The 15,995-nt window shown below is 30.5% G+C and carries 13 protein-coding genes and 1 tRNA gene; 10 read left to right on the top strand and 4 right to left on the bottom strand.

The genetic code is table 11. From position 1 onward, the window contains the following. Positions 1–24 precede the first annotated feature (24 nt). The 7 genes from MSCUN_RS02685 (at position 25) to MSCUN_RS02655 (ending at position 7,361) form a co-directional block, all read left to right on the top strand. A complete protein-coding gene (locus tag MSCUN_RS02685; RefSeq protein WP_095608924.1) occupies positions 25–648 on the top strand; it encodes a V-type proton ATPase subunit E in 624 nt (207 codons plus the stop codon). Positions 649–666: 18 nt separating this feature from the next. Then, on the top strand, positions 667–1,824 hold the full coding sequence (locus MSCUN_RS02680; protein WP_095608925.1) for a V-type ATP synthase subunit C: 1,158 nt from the start codon (positions 667–669) through the stop codon (positions 1,822–1,824). Next, on the top strand, positions 1,821–2,141 hold the full coding sequence (locus MSCUN_RS02675; RefSeq protein WP_095608926.1) for a V-type ATP synthase subunit F: 321 nt from the start codon (positions 1,821–1,823) through the stop codon (positions 2,139–2,141). Before MSCUN_RS02680 ends, MSCUN_RS02675 begins: the two co-directional genes overlap by 4 nt. Further along, positions 2,138–3,895 (top strand): ATP synthase subunit A, encoded by a 1,758-nt coding sequence (locus tag MSCUN_RS02670; protein ID WP_095608927.1) that lies wholly within the window; start codon positions 2,138–2,140, stop codon positions 3,893–3,895. The genes MSCUN_RS02675 and MSCUN_RS02670 overlap by 4 nt, the downstream gene beginning before the upstream one ends. Then, positions 3,892–5,325, top strand: a complete 1,434-nt coding sequence (locus MSCUN_RS02665; protein ID WP_095608928.1) for an ATP synthase subunit B — start codon at positions 3,892–3,894, stop codon at positions 5,323–5,325. Before MSCUN_RS02670 ends, MSCUN_RS02665 begins: the two co-directional genes overlap by 4 nt. 58 nt (positions 5,326–5,383) lie before the next feature. After that, positions 5,384–6,034, top strand: a complete 651-nt coding sequence (locus tag MSCUN_RS02660) for a V-type ATP synthase subunit D (RefSeq protein ID WP_095608929.1) — start codon at positions 5,384–5,386, stop codon at positions 6,032–6,034. Between the two features lie 241 nt (positions 6,035–6,275). Continuing rightward, complete coding sequence (locus tag MSCUN_RS02655; RefSeq protein WP_170104007.1) at positions 6,276–7,361, top strand: ATP-grasp domain-containing protein; 1,086 nt, start codon at positions 6,276–6,278, stop codon at positions 7,359–7,361. A gap of 82 nt (positions 7,362–7,443) precedes the next feature. Here the strand turns inward: MSCUN_RS02655 and MSCUN_RS08275 are convergent, their stop codons facing one another. Both MSCUN_RS08275 and MSCUN_RS02650 read right to left on the bottom strand, forming a co-directional pair. Continuing rightward, positions 7,444–7,599, bottom strand: a complete 156-nt coding sequence (locus tag MSCUN_RS08275; protein ID WP_170104005.1) for a hypothetical protein — start codon at positions 7,597–7,599, stop codon at positions 7,444–7,446. Between the two features lie 202 nt (positions 7,600–7,801). After that, positions 7,802–7,873 (bottom strand) — tRNA-Gln (locus tag MSCUN_RS02650). Between the two features lie 382 nt (positions 7,874–8,255). Here MSCUN_RS02650 and MSCUN_RS02645 point away from each other — a divergent pair. Further along, complete coding sequence (locus tag MSCUN_RS02645) at positions 8,256–10,385, top strand: transglutaminase domain-containing protein (protein ID WP_095608931.1); 2,130 nt, start codon at positions 8,256–8,258, stop codon at positions 10,383–10,385. Between the two features lie 275 nt (positions 10,386–10,660). Here MSCUN_RS02645 and MSCUN_RS02640 read toward each other — a convergent pair whose 3' ends face one another. After that, positions 10,661–12,496, bottom strand: coding sequence for a Coenzyme F420 hydrogenase/dehydrogenase, beta subunit C-terminal domain (locus MSCUN_RS02640; RefSeq protein WP_095608932.1), 1,836 nt, complete (start codon positions 12,494–12,496; stop codon positions 10,661–10,663). A gap of 189 nt (positions 12,497–12,685) precedes the next feature. Here MSCUN_RS02640 and MSCUN_RS02635 point away from each other — a divergent pair, with 189 nt between their 5' ends. Both MSCUN_RS02635 and MSCUN_RS02630 read left to right on the top strand, forming a co-directional pair. Continuing rightward, complete coding sequence (locus tag MSCUN_RS02635; protein WP_095608933.1) at positions 12,686–13,651, top strand: 5,10-methylenetetrahydromethanopterin reductase; 966 nt, start codon at positions 12,686–12,688, stop codon at positions 13,649–13,651. An 81-nt stretch (positions 13,652–13,732) separates the two neighbouring features. Beyond that, entirely contained in the window at positions 13,733–14,839 is a 1,107-nt protein-coding gene (locus tag MSCUN_RS02630) for an archaeosine biosynthesis radical SAM protein RaSEA (RefSeq protein WP_095608934.1), read from the top strand. 57 nt (positions 14,840–14,896) lie between these two features. Here the strand turns inward: MSCUN_RS02630 and MSCUN_RS02625 are convergent, their stop codons facing one another. Continuing rightward, positions 14,897–15,766: a damage-control phosphatase ARMT1 family protein gene (locus MSCUN_RS02625; RefSeq protein WP_245837659.1), complete on the bottom strand. Its 870-nt coding sequence runs from the start codon at positions 15,764–15,766 to the stop codon at positions 14,897–14,899. Between the last annotated feature and the right edge of the window lie 229 nt (positions 15,767–15,995).

Here is a 15,995-nt window from a genome sequence, read left to right as displayed (position 1 = left end):
TATTTTTTATTCGGAGGAACATAGATGAGCGTTGGAGCAGATAAAATAATAGAACATATTAAAGCAGATGCTCAGTTAAAATCTGATGAAATCATCTCCAAAGCTACAGTTGATAGTGATAAAATACTAGCTGATGGTGAAGTTCAAGCATTAGCAGAAAGAGATTCAATCATTGATGCTGCACATAAGCAAGCAGATATGAAATATCAACAAATTATTTCAGAAGCAAAAGTTAATTCAAGAAGAAAAGAATTAGAATCTCGTGAAGAATTAATTGAAAAAGCTTTCAGAATAGCATCAGATAAAATTGAAAAATTAGCATCTGAAAATGCTGCAAACTACGTAGAAGCATTAAAAAATATGATTATTGATGCAGCAGTAGAAATAGGCAGCAGTCAACTTGAAATTTTCGTCAGAGCAGACGATATTGATAATGTAAACAACATGATTGACGAAATATCTGAAACTGTTTCAGAACAAACTGGTCAAAAAACTTCATTTATTATAGGATCTCCAATAGCAATTATTGGTGGAGCTGTAGTAAGTACCATTGATGGTGATATTGAAGTTAAAAATACTATTGAAGCACGTATGCTAAGATATAGAAAATACTTAAGATCAGAGGTTGCTAAAAAACTATTCAGATAAATTAATGGAGGAGATTAAATGGAAGAAACCATTACAGGAATAATAACATCTTTCGGATTCTCTTCTATTGAGTCATTCCTAGCATTATTAGTTATTGTACTTGCCATAATAGGGGCAATTATAGTAGTAATAACATTTAGACCTTTAATGGAATATTACCCATATACTTATCCTAACTCACGGGTAAGAGCAAAAATTGGTAAAATTTTCAAAGAAAAACAATTAACAGAATTAACAGAAACAGACAATCTTCAAGAATTTAAAAACTACCTAAGAGGTTACAAAGACTTCGCAGGATTAGTTGATAAATATCCAATAGAACAAGCATTAGATGTAAATCTTGCAGAGACATATGATTTACTAGATAAGATAGCACCTAATGATCTTAAACCAACATTTGATGTAATGCTTCACCAATGGGATATTAAAAATATTAAAAGTATTCTAATTGCAAAAGAAGCAAAATTAAATGAAGAAGAAACTCGTGAACTGTTAGTTCCATATGGAAGCTTAAAAGATGATTTATCAAAACTCATCGAAGCAGATTCTGTTCAAGATTTAATTGTAGCTCTTGAAGGAACACCATATGCAAAAGTGTTAGAAGATGCATTACCAGATTTTAATGAAAATAAAACATTATTAACATTAGAATCAGCATTAGATAACTACTACTATCACAGACTTCTAGAAAAATCAGCAAATCAGTCTGATGAAAACACTAGAATGTTACACAGTTATGTAGGAACTCAAGTAGATATAGCAGCAATTAAAATTATTTTAAGAGCTAAAGCTGATGGTTTATCATATGATCAGATCAAACCATACGTTATAAAAAGAGGTTACGAACTTCGTGCATGGAAACTTAAAGAATTCATGGAATCTGAAGATATGACCTCACTTTTAAGCAGTATAGAAAGTTCTGAATATGGTAAAGTTATCATCGATGCAATACCTAAATACAACCAAGAAGGTTCAATTACAGTATTCGATGAAGCTTTAGATGCATACGAAAGAAAAATGGCAGACAACATGTTTAAAAAACGACCATTTGGAGTAGGTCCAATTATTGGTTTCTTATACAAAAAAGAAACTGAAATTAAAAATCTTAAAATAATAGCAAGAAGTAAAAAAGGACTTGCTATACCAAGTTCTGAAATTAAGGAGATGTTATTATGAAAAATGATATAGCTATAATGGCAGATCCAGATACAGTAACTGGTTTTATGTTAGGTGGAATCAAAAGTGGATTCCCAGTACATAATAAAGAAGAATCAAAAGCTACTTTAAAGCAACTAGTTGATGATGAATATTCAATCATCATAACTACAGAAAAAATTGGTGATGAACTTAGAGAGGATATCACAAAATACAGTGAAACTAAGGCATTACCTATGATTATAGAAGTACCCGACAAGTCAGGTTCACATAAAAGAGAAACTGACCCAATGAATGACCTTATAAAAAGAGTTATTGGGGTTGAGATGGTAAAATGATCACAGGAAAAATTATTAAAATTGCAGGTCCGGTTATTATCGGTGACGGTATGCGTGGTACACAAGTACACGAAATGGTACGTGTAGGTGATATCGGACTCATAGGTGAAATAATTGAACTTCACGGCGACACAGCAACAGTTCAAGTTTACGAAGAAACTGCTGGTATTAAACCAGGAGAAAAAATTGAAAGTACAGGTGGTCCACTCTCAGTAGAATTAGGTCCTGGAATACTAAAATCAATTTACGACGGTATTCAAAGACCTTTAGATGAAATCAAACTCGAAGCAGGAGATTTCATTCCTAGAGGGGTAGACGTACCAGCACTAGACAAAACAAAAGAATGGGAATTTAAACCAACAGCACAAGTTGGAGACAAAGTAGAAGGTGGAGACATCATAGGAACAGTAGATGAAACATCATCAATTGTACACAAAATTATGATACCACCAAAAATGTCAGGAACACTTAAATCAATTGTAAGTCCAGGCAGATACACTATTGTTGACGACATTGCTGAAGTAGAAACAGAAAATGGAATAGAAAAAGTACAAATGATGCAAATCTGGCCAGTACGTGTAGGTAGACCTTACGTAAACAAACTTGACCCAGATGTACCACTTATAACAGGACAAAGAGCACAAGATACATTCTTCTGTCTTGCAAAAGGTGGAACAGCAGCTATGCCAGGACCATTCGGTTCAGGAAAAACTGTAACACAGCAACAATTAGCTAAATGGGCAGATGCAGATATAGTTGTATACATTGGTTGTGGAGAACGTGGAAACGAAATGACTGAAGTACTTATTGAGTTCCCAGAATTAGAAGACCCTAAAACTGGAAACCCATTAATGGACAGAACAGTTCTTATCGCAAACACATCAAACATGCCGGTAGCAGCTAGGGAAGCATGTGTATACACCGGAATTACCATTGCTGAATACTTCAGAGATATGGGATACGATGTAGCACTTATGGCAGATAGTACATCAAGATGGGCAGAAGCTATGCGTGAATTATCCGGACGTCTTGAAGAAATGCCTGGGGAAGAAGGATACCCTGCATATCTAGCATCAAGACTAGCACAGTTCTATGAACGTGCAGGACGTGTAACAACTATAGGAGATCATGCAGCAGAATCATCAATTACAATTGTAGGAGCAGTATCACCTCCTGGTGGAGACTTATCCGAACCTGTAACTCAGAACACCTTACGTATTGCTAAAGTATTCTGGGCACTTGATGCATCACTTGCAGATAGACGTCACTTCCCATCTATTAACTGGTTGAACAGTTACTCACTATATGTAGATAGTATTACAGGCTGGTGGAATGAACAAATCGGTTCAGATTGGAGAGAATTAAGAGATAGAGCTATGGCTTTACTCCAAAAAGAATCAGAACTCGAAGAAATTGTACAGCTTGTAGGACCTGATGCACTACCTCAAAAAGATCGTGTAACACTCGAAGCAGCACGTATGTTAAGAGAAGACTTCCTTCAACAAAACGCTTTTGATGATACAGATACATACTGTTCACCAATTAAACAATACAACATGCTCAAAACAATTCTACTTTATGACACAGCAGCACAAGCAGCACTTGCAGATGGAGCAGATGCAAACAAACTTGTAAACCTAGATGTAAGAGTAGATCTTGACAGAATGAAATACATCCCAGAAGATGAATTCATGGGCAGAGTTGAAGAAATAAGAGATCAAATACAAACACAATGTAATGAGGCTGTACAATGAATGATATAGATGTTAAAACAAAAGAATACACCACTGTAACAGAAGTTTCAGGACCTTTAATGGTTGTTCAAGGTGTAGACGGTGTAGCTTTCAATGAAATTGTAGATATTGAAACACCTGATGGTGAAAAAAGAACCGGTCAAGTTCTAGAAGTAGAAGGAGACAAAGCTGTTGTTCAAGTATTCGAAGGTACAAGTGACCTTAACACAGAATCAACAAAAGTACGTTTCACAGGAGAAACAGCTAAAATCGGTTTATCCCCAGATATTCTTGGAAGAATATTCAACGGTATTGGTAAACCTATTGACGGTGGACCTGACATAATTCCTGAAGTAGAATTAGATGTAAACGGATCTCCAATGAACCCAGCTGCAAGAGAATTCCCTGCTGAATTTATTCAAACAGGTATATCAACCATTGACGGTATGAACACTCTTGTACGTGGTCAAAAACTTCCTATCTTCTCAGGATCAGGATTACCTCACAACGAACTTGCAGCACAAATTGCAAGACAAGCTAAGGTAATTTCAGAAGATACTGATTTCGCTGTAATTTTCGGTGCTATGGGTATTACTCACGAAGAAGCAAACTTCTTCATGAACGAATTCGAGCAAACCGGAGCTTTAGAACGTGTAACAGTATTCATGAACTTAGCAGACGATCCTGCTATTGAAAGAATTATGACTCCTAAAATGGCTTTAACAGCAGCTGAATACCTTGCATTTGAAAAAGGTATGCACGTACTTGTAATTCTAACTGACCTTACAAACTACTGTGAAGCACTTAGGGAAATTTCATCAGCACGTAACGAAGTACCAGGACGTAGAGGATACCCTGGTTACATGTACACTGACCTTGCTGGTATATATGAACGAGCAGGTCGTATACGAGGAAAAGATGGTTCAATTACACAAATGCCTATTCTTGTAATGCCACAGGATGATATTACTCACCCTATTCCTGATTTAACAGGATATATTACAGAAGGACAGATTGTACTTTCACGTGAATTAGACAGAACAGGTATTTACCCACCTGTAGATGTACTTCCATCCCTATCAAGACTTATGAGTGGGGGTATTGGTGAAGGCCGTACTCGTGAAGATCACAGTGGAGTTTCAGACCAATTATATGCAGCATATGCTGAAGGTCGTGACTTACGTGACTTAACTGCTGTAGTAGGGGAAGAAGCATTAACTGACCGTGATAGAAAATTCCTAAAATTTGCAGATGAATTTGAAGATAAATTTATCAGACAAGCAAAAGATGAAGATAGATCTATTGAAGAAACACTTGATCTTGGTTGGGAATTATTATCTATCTTACCTACAACTGAACTTAAACGTGTTAAAGAAGAATTTATTGAAAAATACTTACCTAAAAAAGATGAAGAAGAAACTGAAGAAGAAGTTGAAGTTTCATCAGAATAGGTATTTTCATATTCTTCATAATTTAAATTTAAGTATCTCAGTAATAGGAGGCTAATACATGGCAGATGAAAAACTAGATGGGGTTAATCCAACTCGTAATGAACTTCTTAGTCTAAAAGATAGGGCAAAATTATCTACTAAAGGTCATAGTCTTCTTAAAGAAAAAAGAGATGCTCTCATTAAAGAGTTTTTCGAAATTCTAGATCGTGTTCAAGGTTCTCGTGATGAAGTTGAAAAAAAATTAGCAATAGCATACGCAGAACTCAATAAAGCTCAAATAGACATGGGAGATATGGCAGTAAAACGTGCAGCTTTATCAGTTAGAGAATCTCTTGAACTTGATATTACTTCCCGTAGTATTATGGGTGTTTCAGTACCAGTTGTTGAAAGTAAAATGACATCCAATGATGTTATAAGCAGAGGTTACGGTTTTGCTGGAACTTCAGCTAACTTAGACGTAGCAGCTAAAGAGTTTGAAGAATCTATTAAGATTATTATTGAACTTGGTGAAATTGAAAAAACCATAATGATGTTAGCTAAGGAAGTAGAAGCTACAAAAAGAAGAGTAAATGCTTTAGAGCATGTTATCATTCCTCGTATTGAAAACACAATCAAATTTATTGAAATGCGTTTAGAGGAAATGGAAAGGGAAAGTTTTGCACAACTTAAAGTTATTAAGAAAAACATTAATGCAAGAGAATCTGAATAAATTTCATGAGTTTTCTCATGATTTATTCTTTTTTTTTAACCTTTTCTTTTATTTTAAAATACTATTTTTTTTATAACAAATTTTTTTACTTATTTTATTTTTATTATATTTCATATAGGGAAATTTATTTTAGATTATATTTTTTTTAATTTAATTAAGTACTTATTTTATATTTTACATAAATTTATATTAGATAATTTTTTTTTAATGAATAATAAAAATAAAAGGGATGTATTATATTTTGAGTCGAATTTTAGTTGTTGGATCTAATACTAGGGCTGTTTGTAAGTCCTTATATGAATTGGGTTTTAGTGTTTATGCTACTTGTTTTTTTGATCTTGTTGATATGCATGAATATGTTGATAAGTTGATCATTATAAATAGTCCTACATTTAATCTGTGTGATTTAGAAGAAGCTGCACTTAAGTATGTTGATTGTGTTGATTATATTTTATGTTGTAGTGATGTTGATGTATCTAAGTTTCCTTCATCTAAGATTATTGGAAATAAAAATAATGATGATATTCGTGATAAGTATAAGCTTTATAAACATTTACATAAAAACTTCCTTATGCCTAAGACATTTAAGGTTAATGATACTAAAGAAGCATCTGAGATTGTTTCAAATTATCCTGATTTAGATTTTCTAGTTAAACCACGTATTGGTTCAGGTGGTATTGGTGTAAGATTTTTTGATGAATCATTAAATTTAGATGATGATGAGTTTTTATTACAAGAATATGTTAGTGGAGATAGTATTAGTAGTTCTTTTTTATCATATTCTGATCATAGTATTACAATGGTTGCATCTTCACATCAGATAATAGGTTCTCCAAGTTTATCTTATCGAAATTTTATGTACTGTGGTAATATAACACCATGTATTAATCATCCTGAGAAACTTGAAAATATTTCATCAAAAATATCACGTATGTGTAAACTCATAGGTTCAGGTGGTGTTGATTTTATAATTCAAGATAATAAAGCATATGTTATTGAGGTTAATGGTCGTATTCAGGGAACTTTTGAATGTATAGAACAATCATATAATATGAATATGGCAAAAGCAGATATTGATGCTTGTAATGATGTTAAAGTTTCAATAAATAATGTTGAGAATTTTTGTGTTAAATTAATTGTATATAGTAAAAAAATGTCTCGATATAACCTTGATGGTATTAAGTATATTCATGATATATCACCAAAAGATTATGTTTTTATGCCAGGTGAACCTATATGTACTATTATTGTATCTGATCGTATTTTAGAGAATGCTATGAGTCGTGTGCAGCATATACAAAGACTTATTTATAATAGTGCATATTAAAAAAAAGATTTTTTTTAGTAAAAATGTGATGATGAAGGGTGGGGGGAAAGTTTAACTTTTTTACTTTCCTTTTTTTTATTTTTTAGAAGAAGTTAAATATGTAGAATATGTATAGTATTACACCTGCTGCTATTGCAAATGTTGATATTATCATTAGTCTGGTGTATAATTTAAAGAGTTTTACTTTTCTTTCCGGGTCTTCATCTAAATATTTTTTAACTATATCCTCATAAGCCATTAGATTCTTTGCTCCTTTTTTTTTAATTTATAATTTTATTTTTTAGAAAAAGAAATTTTTAAATCCTAGATTATTTAGTATTTTATTGTATATATCTTAAGTTGTTTATATTATTTAAAATAGTAAGTTAATAAAAAAATTAGTTTGAAATTATTTTAAAAATTAGTTTAATTAAAAATTAGTTGATTTAAGTAAAAGTTAGTAGTCCCGAGCGGAGTCGAACCGCTGTCCCCGGTTCCAAAGACCAGGAGGATTGCCACTACCCTACGGGACTAACTTATAAAATACTGTACTATAAGTACAATTTAATATTTAACTTACTTTATATTTATACTTTTTGGTTTTTCATAATATTTTAGGAATATAATTAAAGAAAATATAACACTAGGTTTAAATACTTTTTAAATTAAACATAATAGATAAGAATTTATTAAAAAGATTCTTATTTCAGAGCTAAAAAAATTAACTTTCTATTTTAAGATACTATAAGAAATTTAATTTTTTAATATTGTTTTTATTAAAAAACTTAACAGAAAATCAGAATATAAAAAGTTAATATAATATTAACAAAATCATATTATTAACTTACTTAATCAGAATTAATATTTCATATTTTGGTTTATTATGGAGGCGGTAAGATTAAGGGTCATTTAATTTTGATTTTTCTTATTACATTATTTGTAGGTATAATGTCTGTATCTGCAACTGATACATCTAATTCTACATTATCTTTAGATGAACAATCAGTACATAGTATGGATAATACCTTAATAAAATCAACAACTAATACACAATCTGATAATTCTAAGAATGTAATGTCAGATCAAGCTAATGTAAAAGAAAAATCAGTTAAATATAATGATAATGTAAACATAGAATCTGAAAAAATTGAATCAAATCAAATAAATCTAACACAAAAAACTACAAACACACTAACAAGCAATACAAAAACACAAACTACAAAGACACCAAAGACAAGCACAAAAGAAAATGTAAAGATTAATTTAAGTCCAGTTACAGTAAAAAATAATAAAACTATTAAAATCAATGCAACATTTAAAACTGAATCAGGCAAACCTTTAAACCAAGTAAATTCAGTACTAAAAATAAATAATCAAACACATGCATATGCAACCATTACAAACGGAGTAGCACAATATACGGTAAATGTAGGAAACTGGCAAGCAAAAGATTATAATATACTTGTAAAAGTTGGAGAGACATCAACAACACTAGAAAGTGAAAAAACATCTACATTAACTGTAGTAAAACGTAATTATGATATCACTCTTCCAAATTATACAACAAAAGTTAATTCAACAATAAAAATAACAGCAACAATAAAAGATGAAGATGGAAATTTAGTACATAATTCACCTGTATCATTTAAGATCAATGGTAAACAACTTGCAGATGCACGTGTTGTTAATGGGGTTGTATCATGTAGCTTTAAGCCATCATTATCATATGCTGGAGTTAATACAATACTCATAAAAGTTGGAGATAATTCATATTATAATTTTGGTTCAATATCATCCAAATTAACAGTTACAACAACATCACATATCAGTAGTGACGATTTAGTTTTTGTTAAAAAAGGTAATCAAGTAACACTTATAGCAACAATAAGAGATGCAAAAGGAACATTACTAAAAGATGGAAAAGTTGCATTTAAAGTAAATGGAAAAACAGTAGATACAGTAAAAGTTGTAAATGGTGTAGCTAAAGTTACATATAATAACTCAAAAGCATTATCACATGAAATAAATAATATTACAATTAAATATTCAGGTAATGGTTATACATCAGAATCAAATAAAACAACCTATTTACGTGTATTATCAAGTACAAATAAGTATACTTATGATCAAGTTTTAACAAAAGCAAATGATACAAAAAACTTCATAGAAAAAAATGGAAGATTACCAAACTTTGTAACGATAGGAAATGATCAACTATCACCAACAGATTTCTTCTATCTTCTATGTCAAGTATATGCACAAAACTCATCATTTTCAATGGGTAATTTTAAACAACTTGTGCAATCATCAACAAATTGTAATAATGAAAAAATTTACAAAGAAGATTATATAGCACTAGCAAAAGTATGTGTGGCATCTTATGCAAAAAATGGACGACCACAATATAACTTAACAATAAATGGAAAATCCATGAATTTTGCTGATGCATTTTACTTCTATACAAGAGCTGTAGCATACATTAAAAATCATGGTATGTGTTCATTATATGGAACAGTAATAGCATTAACAAATTCAAGTTCAGGATCATCCACATCAACTACTGGTAATGGAAGTATATTTAATACACCACCAGCAGGATATGATAGTTATTTACAAAAAACAAATTATGCACAAGTAAATAGTTCTATTATTAAAACAGCAACAAAAGCTGCAATATCTGGAGTAAAAGGTGTATATAATCAAGCTGTTGCAATATTTAACTATGTACGAGATAGAACATCATATAGTGGATACTATAATACCAGATATGGTGCAGAAGGTACATACACACGTGGATATGGTAACTGTTGTGACATGGCAAACCTTATTGTTGCAATGATGAGAACAGCAGGAATACCAGCAAGATACAACCATGCAACATGTACATTTAGCAGTGGACTTGTAACAGGACACGTATGGGCTCAAGTGTATGTAAATGGTCAATGGTATATATGTGATGCAACATCAAAACGTAACTCATTTGGAGTAATAAGGAATTGGTATAAATGTGGAACAATTAAAACATACACACAACTACCATTCTAAGAAAAGAAGATAAGATAATTAGAAAAACGATTATAATTTTTTTTTTACATCTTATTTTTTTTTTTATTCAAACCCTACTTTTTTTTATTTTTTTTTTAATAATTAGAAAAATATTTAAAACAATATTTTTACTCCTAACTTTCCAATATCTAAAAAGAAACTACTTTTTTTTATTTTATATAATAAATACTTATTTTCAAAATAAAATCTATAAAAAAAGGGATAAAAAAAATAATAATAGAGGGAGGTTATATTTTAGTTATTATATTACAAATTTAGTCTAATTTTATATTATTAACTTCTTGCATAAAGTTTTCAAATCCAACTTTACGTATTGTATCTGCAACTCTTTCACGTTGTGGTTTATCTGCAAGCTTATTGTATGCTATTAATACTTTTTCGATAAATGGGTAAAGTTCTTCTTCTGTTGTAACATCAACAAGATGTCCTTCAACTAGTTCACGACCACTTTTACCACCAAGATAAACCTGGAATCCTTCATGATCTACTTCTATTGCATGATGAGGACATGCACGGAAACATTTACCACAATCTATACATCGTTTCTCATCACGTTTTGCAACATTTGTATAATAAATTGCATCAACTTTACATACCTCAGCACATCGTCCACAATTTACACATTTTGATTCATTAATTGTTGTATACATTATTCCCATAATTCCAAGATCATGTATTGTAGGTCTTACACACTTATTAGGACAACCTGTTACTGCAAATTTAAACTTATATGGAGTTGGATATTCAGCAAATAAATCCTCAATTTTAGATGCAATACTTACTGTATCTATTAATCCCATTTTACATTGAGTATTTCCTGGACATGCAAGTGTTGAACGTACTAATGCTCCTTCAGATCCTGTACGTAGATTATGTTTTTTAAGATCATCAAGTACTATTGGAACCATTTTTGGTGTTACATCATGAAGTTCATATGCACTTCTGGTTGTAATTTTTATGCTAAGATCATACTTTTCACTTATATCAAGAATATTTTGCATATCTTCTTTTGTGTACCATCCAGCATCTCCTGCTTTAAGACGTATGAAATGATTACCATCCATTTGTTTTCCAACACCTGGATAATCTCCCATCCAGTAGTATGATAATGGCTCTCCATCTTCTTCACGTTTTGTTACATTTACCATAAATCTGTTACGTTTACGTTCACGATGAACTGCTGGAAGATCTTCAGTATCTGGTGTTAGTTGTAGTATTTCTTTAAATTGGTCAAATTCATCTTTACGTATTATAACACATGTCTTATTATCATCTACACCTACTGATATATCAGCTAATTCTGCTTCATAATCTTTACAGAACTTACATCCTTCATTCATAGCAATAGGTTTAAGTGGAAGACGATATGTTTCATCTTTTGTTTCAACGATTAGTTTTGGTATTTTACGTGTGAATTTTTTAACATCTTCTATTTTAATGTTTTCATCTTCTAGTACTTTTATCATATTTCCATGATTATATTTCTCTGTACAGAAGTGTCCTATTAGATATTTGATTTCTGGTATTTTAACAGGTTTTCCTTGTTTGCTTTTTTCAAGTTCGTGTTTTGCAAGATATGGGAAGTATTGTATTTTTCTAAATCCTTGTATTTGACATGGTAGTGCTGCAATTGCCACACGTTTAAGGTCAAGTTTTCCCATTTCCTCAAGTGCTGCTAGTGGTGATTCTCGGTATTTATTTGGATGTTCTGCTAAGTCTAGATCATCTGTTTCTTCAATTATTAATGATAATGATTTCCAGTGATCTTCTCCTACAATTATTGCACCATCAATTTTTTTCTGATCCATGAGTGTTTTTATAATTGTTTTAACAGCTTCTTCATGTGTTAGTGGTGATGTGTATTGTTCGTTTTTTAGATTTTCTCTAATTTCAATTTGATATCTTCCTGATGATACACGTGGACATACTTCATGACAGGTTCCTCGTCCATCACGTAGACATATATCTGTTAGTTCTGGTACATCTTTAAATTCAAGTATATGATTTGGACAGAGTATTGTACAAGTTCCGCATTTTGCACATTGTCCTGTGTCAATTATATTATTTAAAAGCCAATTTTCTTGTCTCAATATTATTACACTCCTAAAATAAAGTTTATTATATTTTACTAATTTTTTTTTATTAAAATAATTATATGCTATGTTTTATATATTAATTAATATCTAAATAATATTTTTTGTATTTTAAATTATTTGAATTATGAAATTCATCTAGAAAAATATTATTTTTTTATTTAATAATTAGGGGTTTAGCTTTTTATGAAATTTAGTTTAGAATTACTTCCAAATGAACCAGTACGTAATATTGTTGATGTTGTAAAACTTGCCGAAGATATTGGATTTGACAATGTATGGATTACAGATCATTATAATAATCGGGATGTTTTTGAAGTTCTTGCAATAGTTGCAAATAATACATCTACAATAAAAATGGGATCAGGTGTTTCAAATCCATATGTTAGAAATCCTGTTACAATAGCAGCAGCAACAGCAACACTTGATGAAATATCAGATGGACGTGCAATTGTAGGAGTAGGTCCTGGTGATAAAGCAACAATGGAAACATTAAATTTAACATGGAATAAACCAGTAGCTACTGTTAAAGATGCTATTAATACAATACGTACACTTGTTGATGGTAATGTTCTTGGTGATAATGCATCACTTAATGGTATAAGTCGTATTCAGGATTATATTCCAATTTATATGGCAGCTCAAGGACCACGTATGCTTGAAGCATCAGGTGAGGTTGCAGATGGAACACTTATAAATGCTTCAAATGAAAAAGATTTTGAAATTGCAATACCATTGATTAATAAAGGAATTGAAAAATCAGCTAAACCAGATCGTAACTTTAATTATGCAGCTTACACAGCATGTAGTATAGAATCAGACTTAAATCGTGCTTATGATAATGCACGTATTGTTGTATCATTTATCATAGCAGGAGCACCACCTGTAGTACTAAAACGGCATAACATACCAGTAAGTGTTGCAGATGAAATAAGTAATGCACTTATGAATCATGACTTTAAAAAAGCAGCAACTCTTGTAACTGATGATATGTGTAACTCATTTGCTGTATGTGGAAATCCTGAAAATATTATGGATAAAATACATAAATTTGAAGAGATAGGAATTAATGAATTTGTAGTAGGTTCACCAATTGGACGAAATCGTGAAGAATCATTAAAACTTCTTGGTGATGTACTAAATTCATACTAAATATATAAGATAATTGAAAAATAGAATTTAGTTTCAAGTATTATATAATAAAAAATTTTTATAAAAGGGAGTAGAATAATTTTGCAAATACAAAAAATAAACAAACAATTACGAGAAAATGCAATAGAAAACATAAAAAATAAACGTGAACGTAAAAAAGATAAAAAACCAATAGGTGCATATGCTGCAAGTTGGGCAGGAGAAGACCGGCTATATGATTCTGTAGGATATACTATATTTATGGTACTTCCAACAAGTGGATGTCAATGGGCAGTTGATAGTGGTGGTTGTACTATGTGTAGTTATATTGCTGATTCACCACTTTGTAATATTACTGATGATGATTTAATTGAAATTTTTAATACACAATGGAATAAACAGCTTGAAAAAACAGATATATCATCACATGATAATGTTGCTGTTAAACTATTTGTATCTGGAAGTTTTCTAAATACAAATGAAATATCATCAAAAGTACAAGATTACATCTTTAATGAATTTAGTAAATATGATAATATAAAAGAAGTAATTGTAGAATCAAAACCAGAATACATTGATGAAGAATCACTTAAACACTTAGCATCATTAATACCAGGTAAAATCTTTGAAATTGGTATAGGTCTTGAGACATCAAATGAAGAAACTCGTCTTAATAATATTAATAAAGGAATAACAAACCAGTCATTTGAAAATGCAATAAACACAATAAATAGTATCAAAGATTATGATATACGTGGAAAAGCATATCTACTAATTAAGCCAATACTATTATCTGAAAAAGATGCAATTAATGAAGCAATAGATTCAGCAAAATATGCAAAAGATGTTGGTGTTCGAAGAATTGCATATTGTCCTGCAACAGTACATGGTGGAACATTAATGGATTATCTATGGAAGCGTGGATCATATAATCCTCCATGGATTTGGAGTACAATAAAAATATTAAAAGAAGTACGAAATAATGTTGATATTCCAATGATTATGGATACAGCAGGATTTGGAACACGTCGTGGACCATTTAACTGTAAAAAATGTAATGCAAAGCTTAAAAGTTTAATAATTAAATCTAATTTAGAACAAGAAATTCCAGAGGAACTTGAAACATTCACATGTGAATGTAAAGATAAATGGGAAGCAGATCTGGAATTTAGTGATATACTTAATACCACTACAAATCCAAAAGCATAAAAACTCTTCCCACCTAAATTCTTTTTTTTATAAAATATTATTTTTTCTTATTTTATTTTATGATAGGTCAGTTTTTTTAACAATATTACTATTTAATGGTACACCTATTTCATTTGATATTACTTGACATTTAGTATTTAATAGAAAGTATACTGGTGTTGTAACTTTCATTTCTGTTAGTCCTTCATAGTTACCCATACCTTTACTTATTATAAGATCAGATGTTTCCATTAAATCTTTTAATTCATCTGATATGTATTCTTCTACTACTCCTACAGATGCAGCTCCTGTACTTATTAGTGTTGCATATTTATCAAGTTCTAAATCTAGTGCATCTTGTATTATTGCATCATTTAGTATTGGATTTTCTTTAAGTGCTAGTATTATATTTACATCATAGTCTTGTTTTATTTTCTTAAGTAGTAGTTTGTCAAATACTATTTCTCCACCATTATCAGTTAAGTATAATATATTTTCTGCATTTTTTAGATCTTCATCTAGTTTTTGTACATCATTTATTTTTGGTGGTTGTTTGATTTGTTTTTTAATTAATTCTTCCATATTTGTATCTTGCTTTAGTGCTCCGAAGTCTATTATGTTTCCTACTACTGCTGCTTGTACATAGTTTTCAAGTGTTGGGTCATCTTTTAGTAGTTGTTCTATTTTTGGAAATAGTTTTAATGCTACTTCATTTCCTTGTTGGCGTAGGTTTTTGTATGGGTCATTATTTCCTGTTAGTTTCATGATTTCATGGTGCATGTCAGTTCCTAGTTTGTTTGATCGTGTATTTTTTTTGAAGTTTTTATTCATGTATTCTATTATTTTTAAGGTTATATCCATCCGTGTTTCATCATCATCTACTGCATGTTCTATTGCTTCTGATGCTTGGCGTAGCATACATGGTGCACATTCATAATCTACTTTCAAATTTTTTCCTTCCTTGTATTTTTTTTTCGTCTTTATTATTATATTATGGTTTTTTTATGGTTTATATTATTTATAAGATGGGTATTTTTTTTGCTTCATGTTTTTTTTTAATTGGTTAAATTGTAGTATTTTTATTGTAATTAGGAGTTAATTTATTAATACTTAATTATTTCTAAATTAGTAAAAACTTATATATATAACTTTTAAAAAATTATTATATATATAATAA

Origin of the sequence: Methanosphaera cuniculi (genome assembly GCF_003149675.1) — an archaeon.
GTDB lineage: Archaea > Methanobacteriota > Methanobacteria > Methanobacteriales > Methanobacteriaceae > Methanosphaera > Methanosphaera cuniculi.
This window is presented reverse-complemented; position numbering and strand designations above follow the sequence as displayed.

Bases quoted from the DNA above. Each gene is read 5' to 3' on its own strand.
- MSCUN_RS02685 (WP_095608924.1), top strand. From the start codon at position 25: ATGAGCGTTGGAGCAGATAAAATAATAGAACATATTAAAGCAGATGCT.
- MSCUN_RS02680 (WP_095608925.1), top strand. From the start codon at position 667: ATGGAAGAAACCATTACAGGAATAATAACATCTTTCGGATTCTCTTCT.
- MSCUN_RS02675 (WP_095608926.1), top strand. From the start codon at position 1,821: ATGAAAAATGATATAGCTATAATGGCAGATCCAGATACAGTAACTGGT.
- MSCUN_RS02670 (WP_095608927.1), top strand. From the start codon at position 2,138: ATGATCACAGGAAAAATTATTAAAATTGCAGGTCCGGTTATTATCGGT.
- MSCUN_RS02665 (WP_095608928.1), top strand. From the start codon at position 3,892: ATGAATGATATAGATGTTAAAACAAAAGAATACACCACTGTAACAGAA.
- MSCUN_RS02660 (WP_095608929.1), top strand. From the start codon at position 5,384: ATGGCAGATGAAAAACTAGATGGGGTTAATCCAACTCGTAATGAACTT.
- MSCUN_RS08275 (WP_170104005.1), bottom strand. From the start codon at position 7,599: ATGGCTTATGAGGATATAGTTAAAAAATATTTAGATGAAGACCCGGAA.
- MSCUN_RS02635 (WP_095608933.1), top strand. From the start codon at position 12,686: ATGAAATTTAGTTTAGAATTACTTCCAAATGAACCAGTACGTAATATT.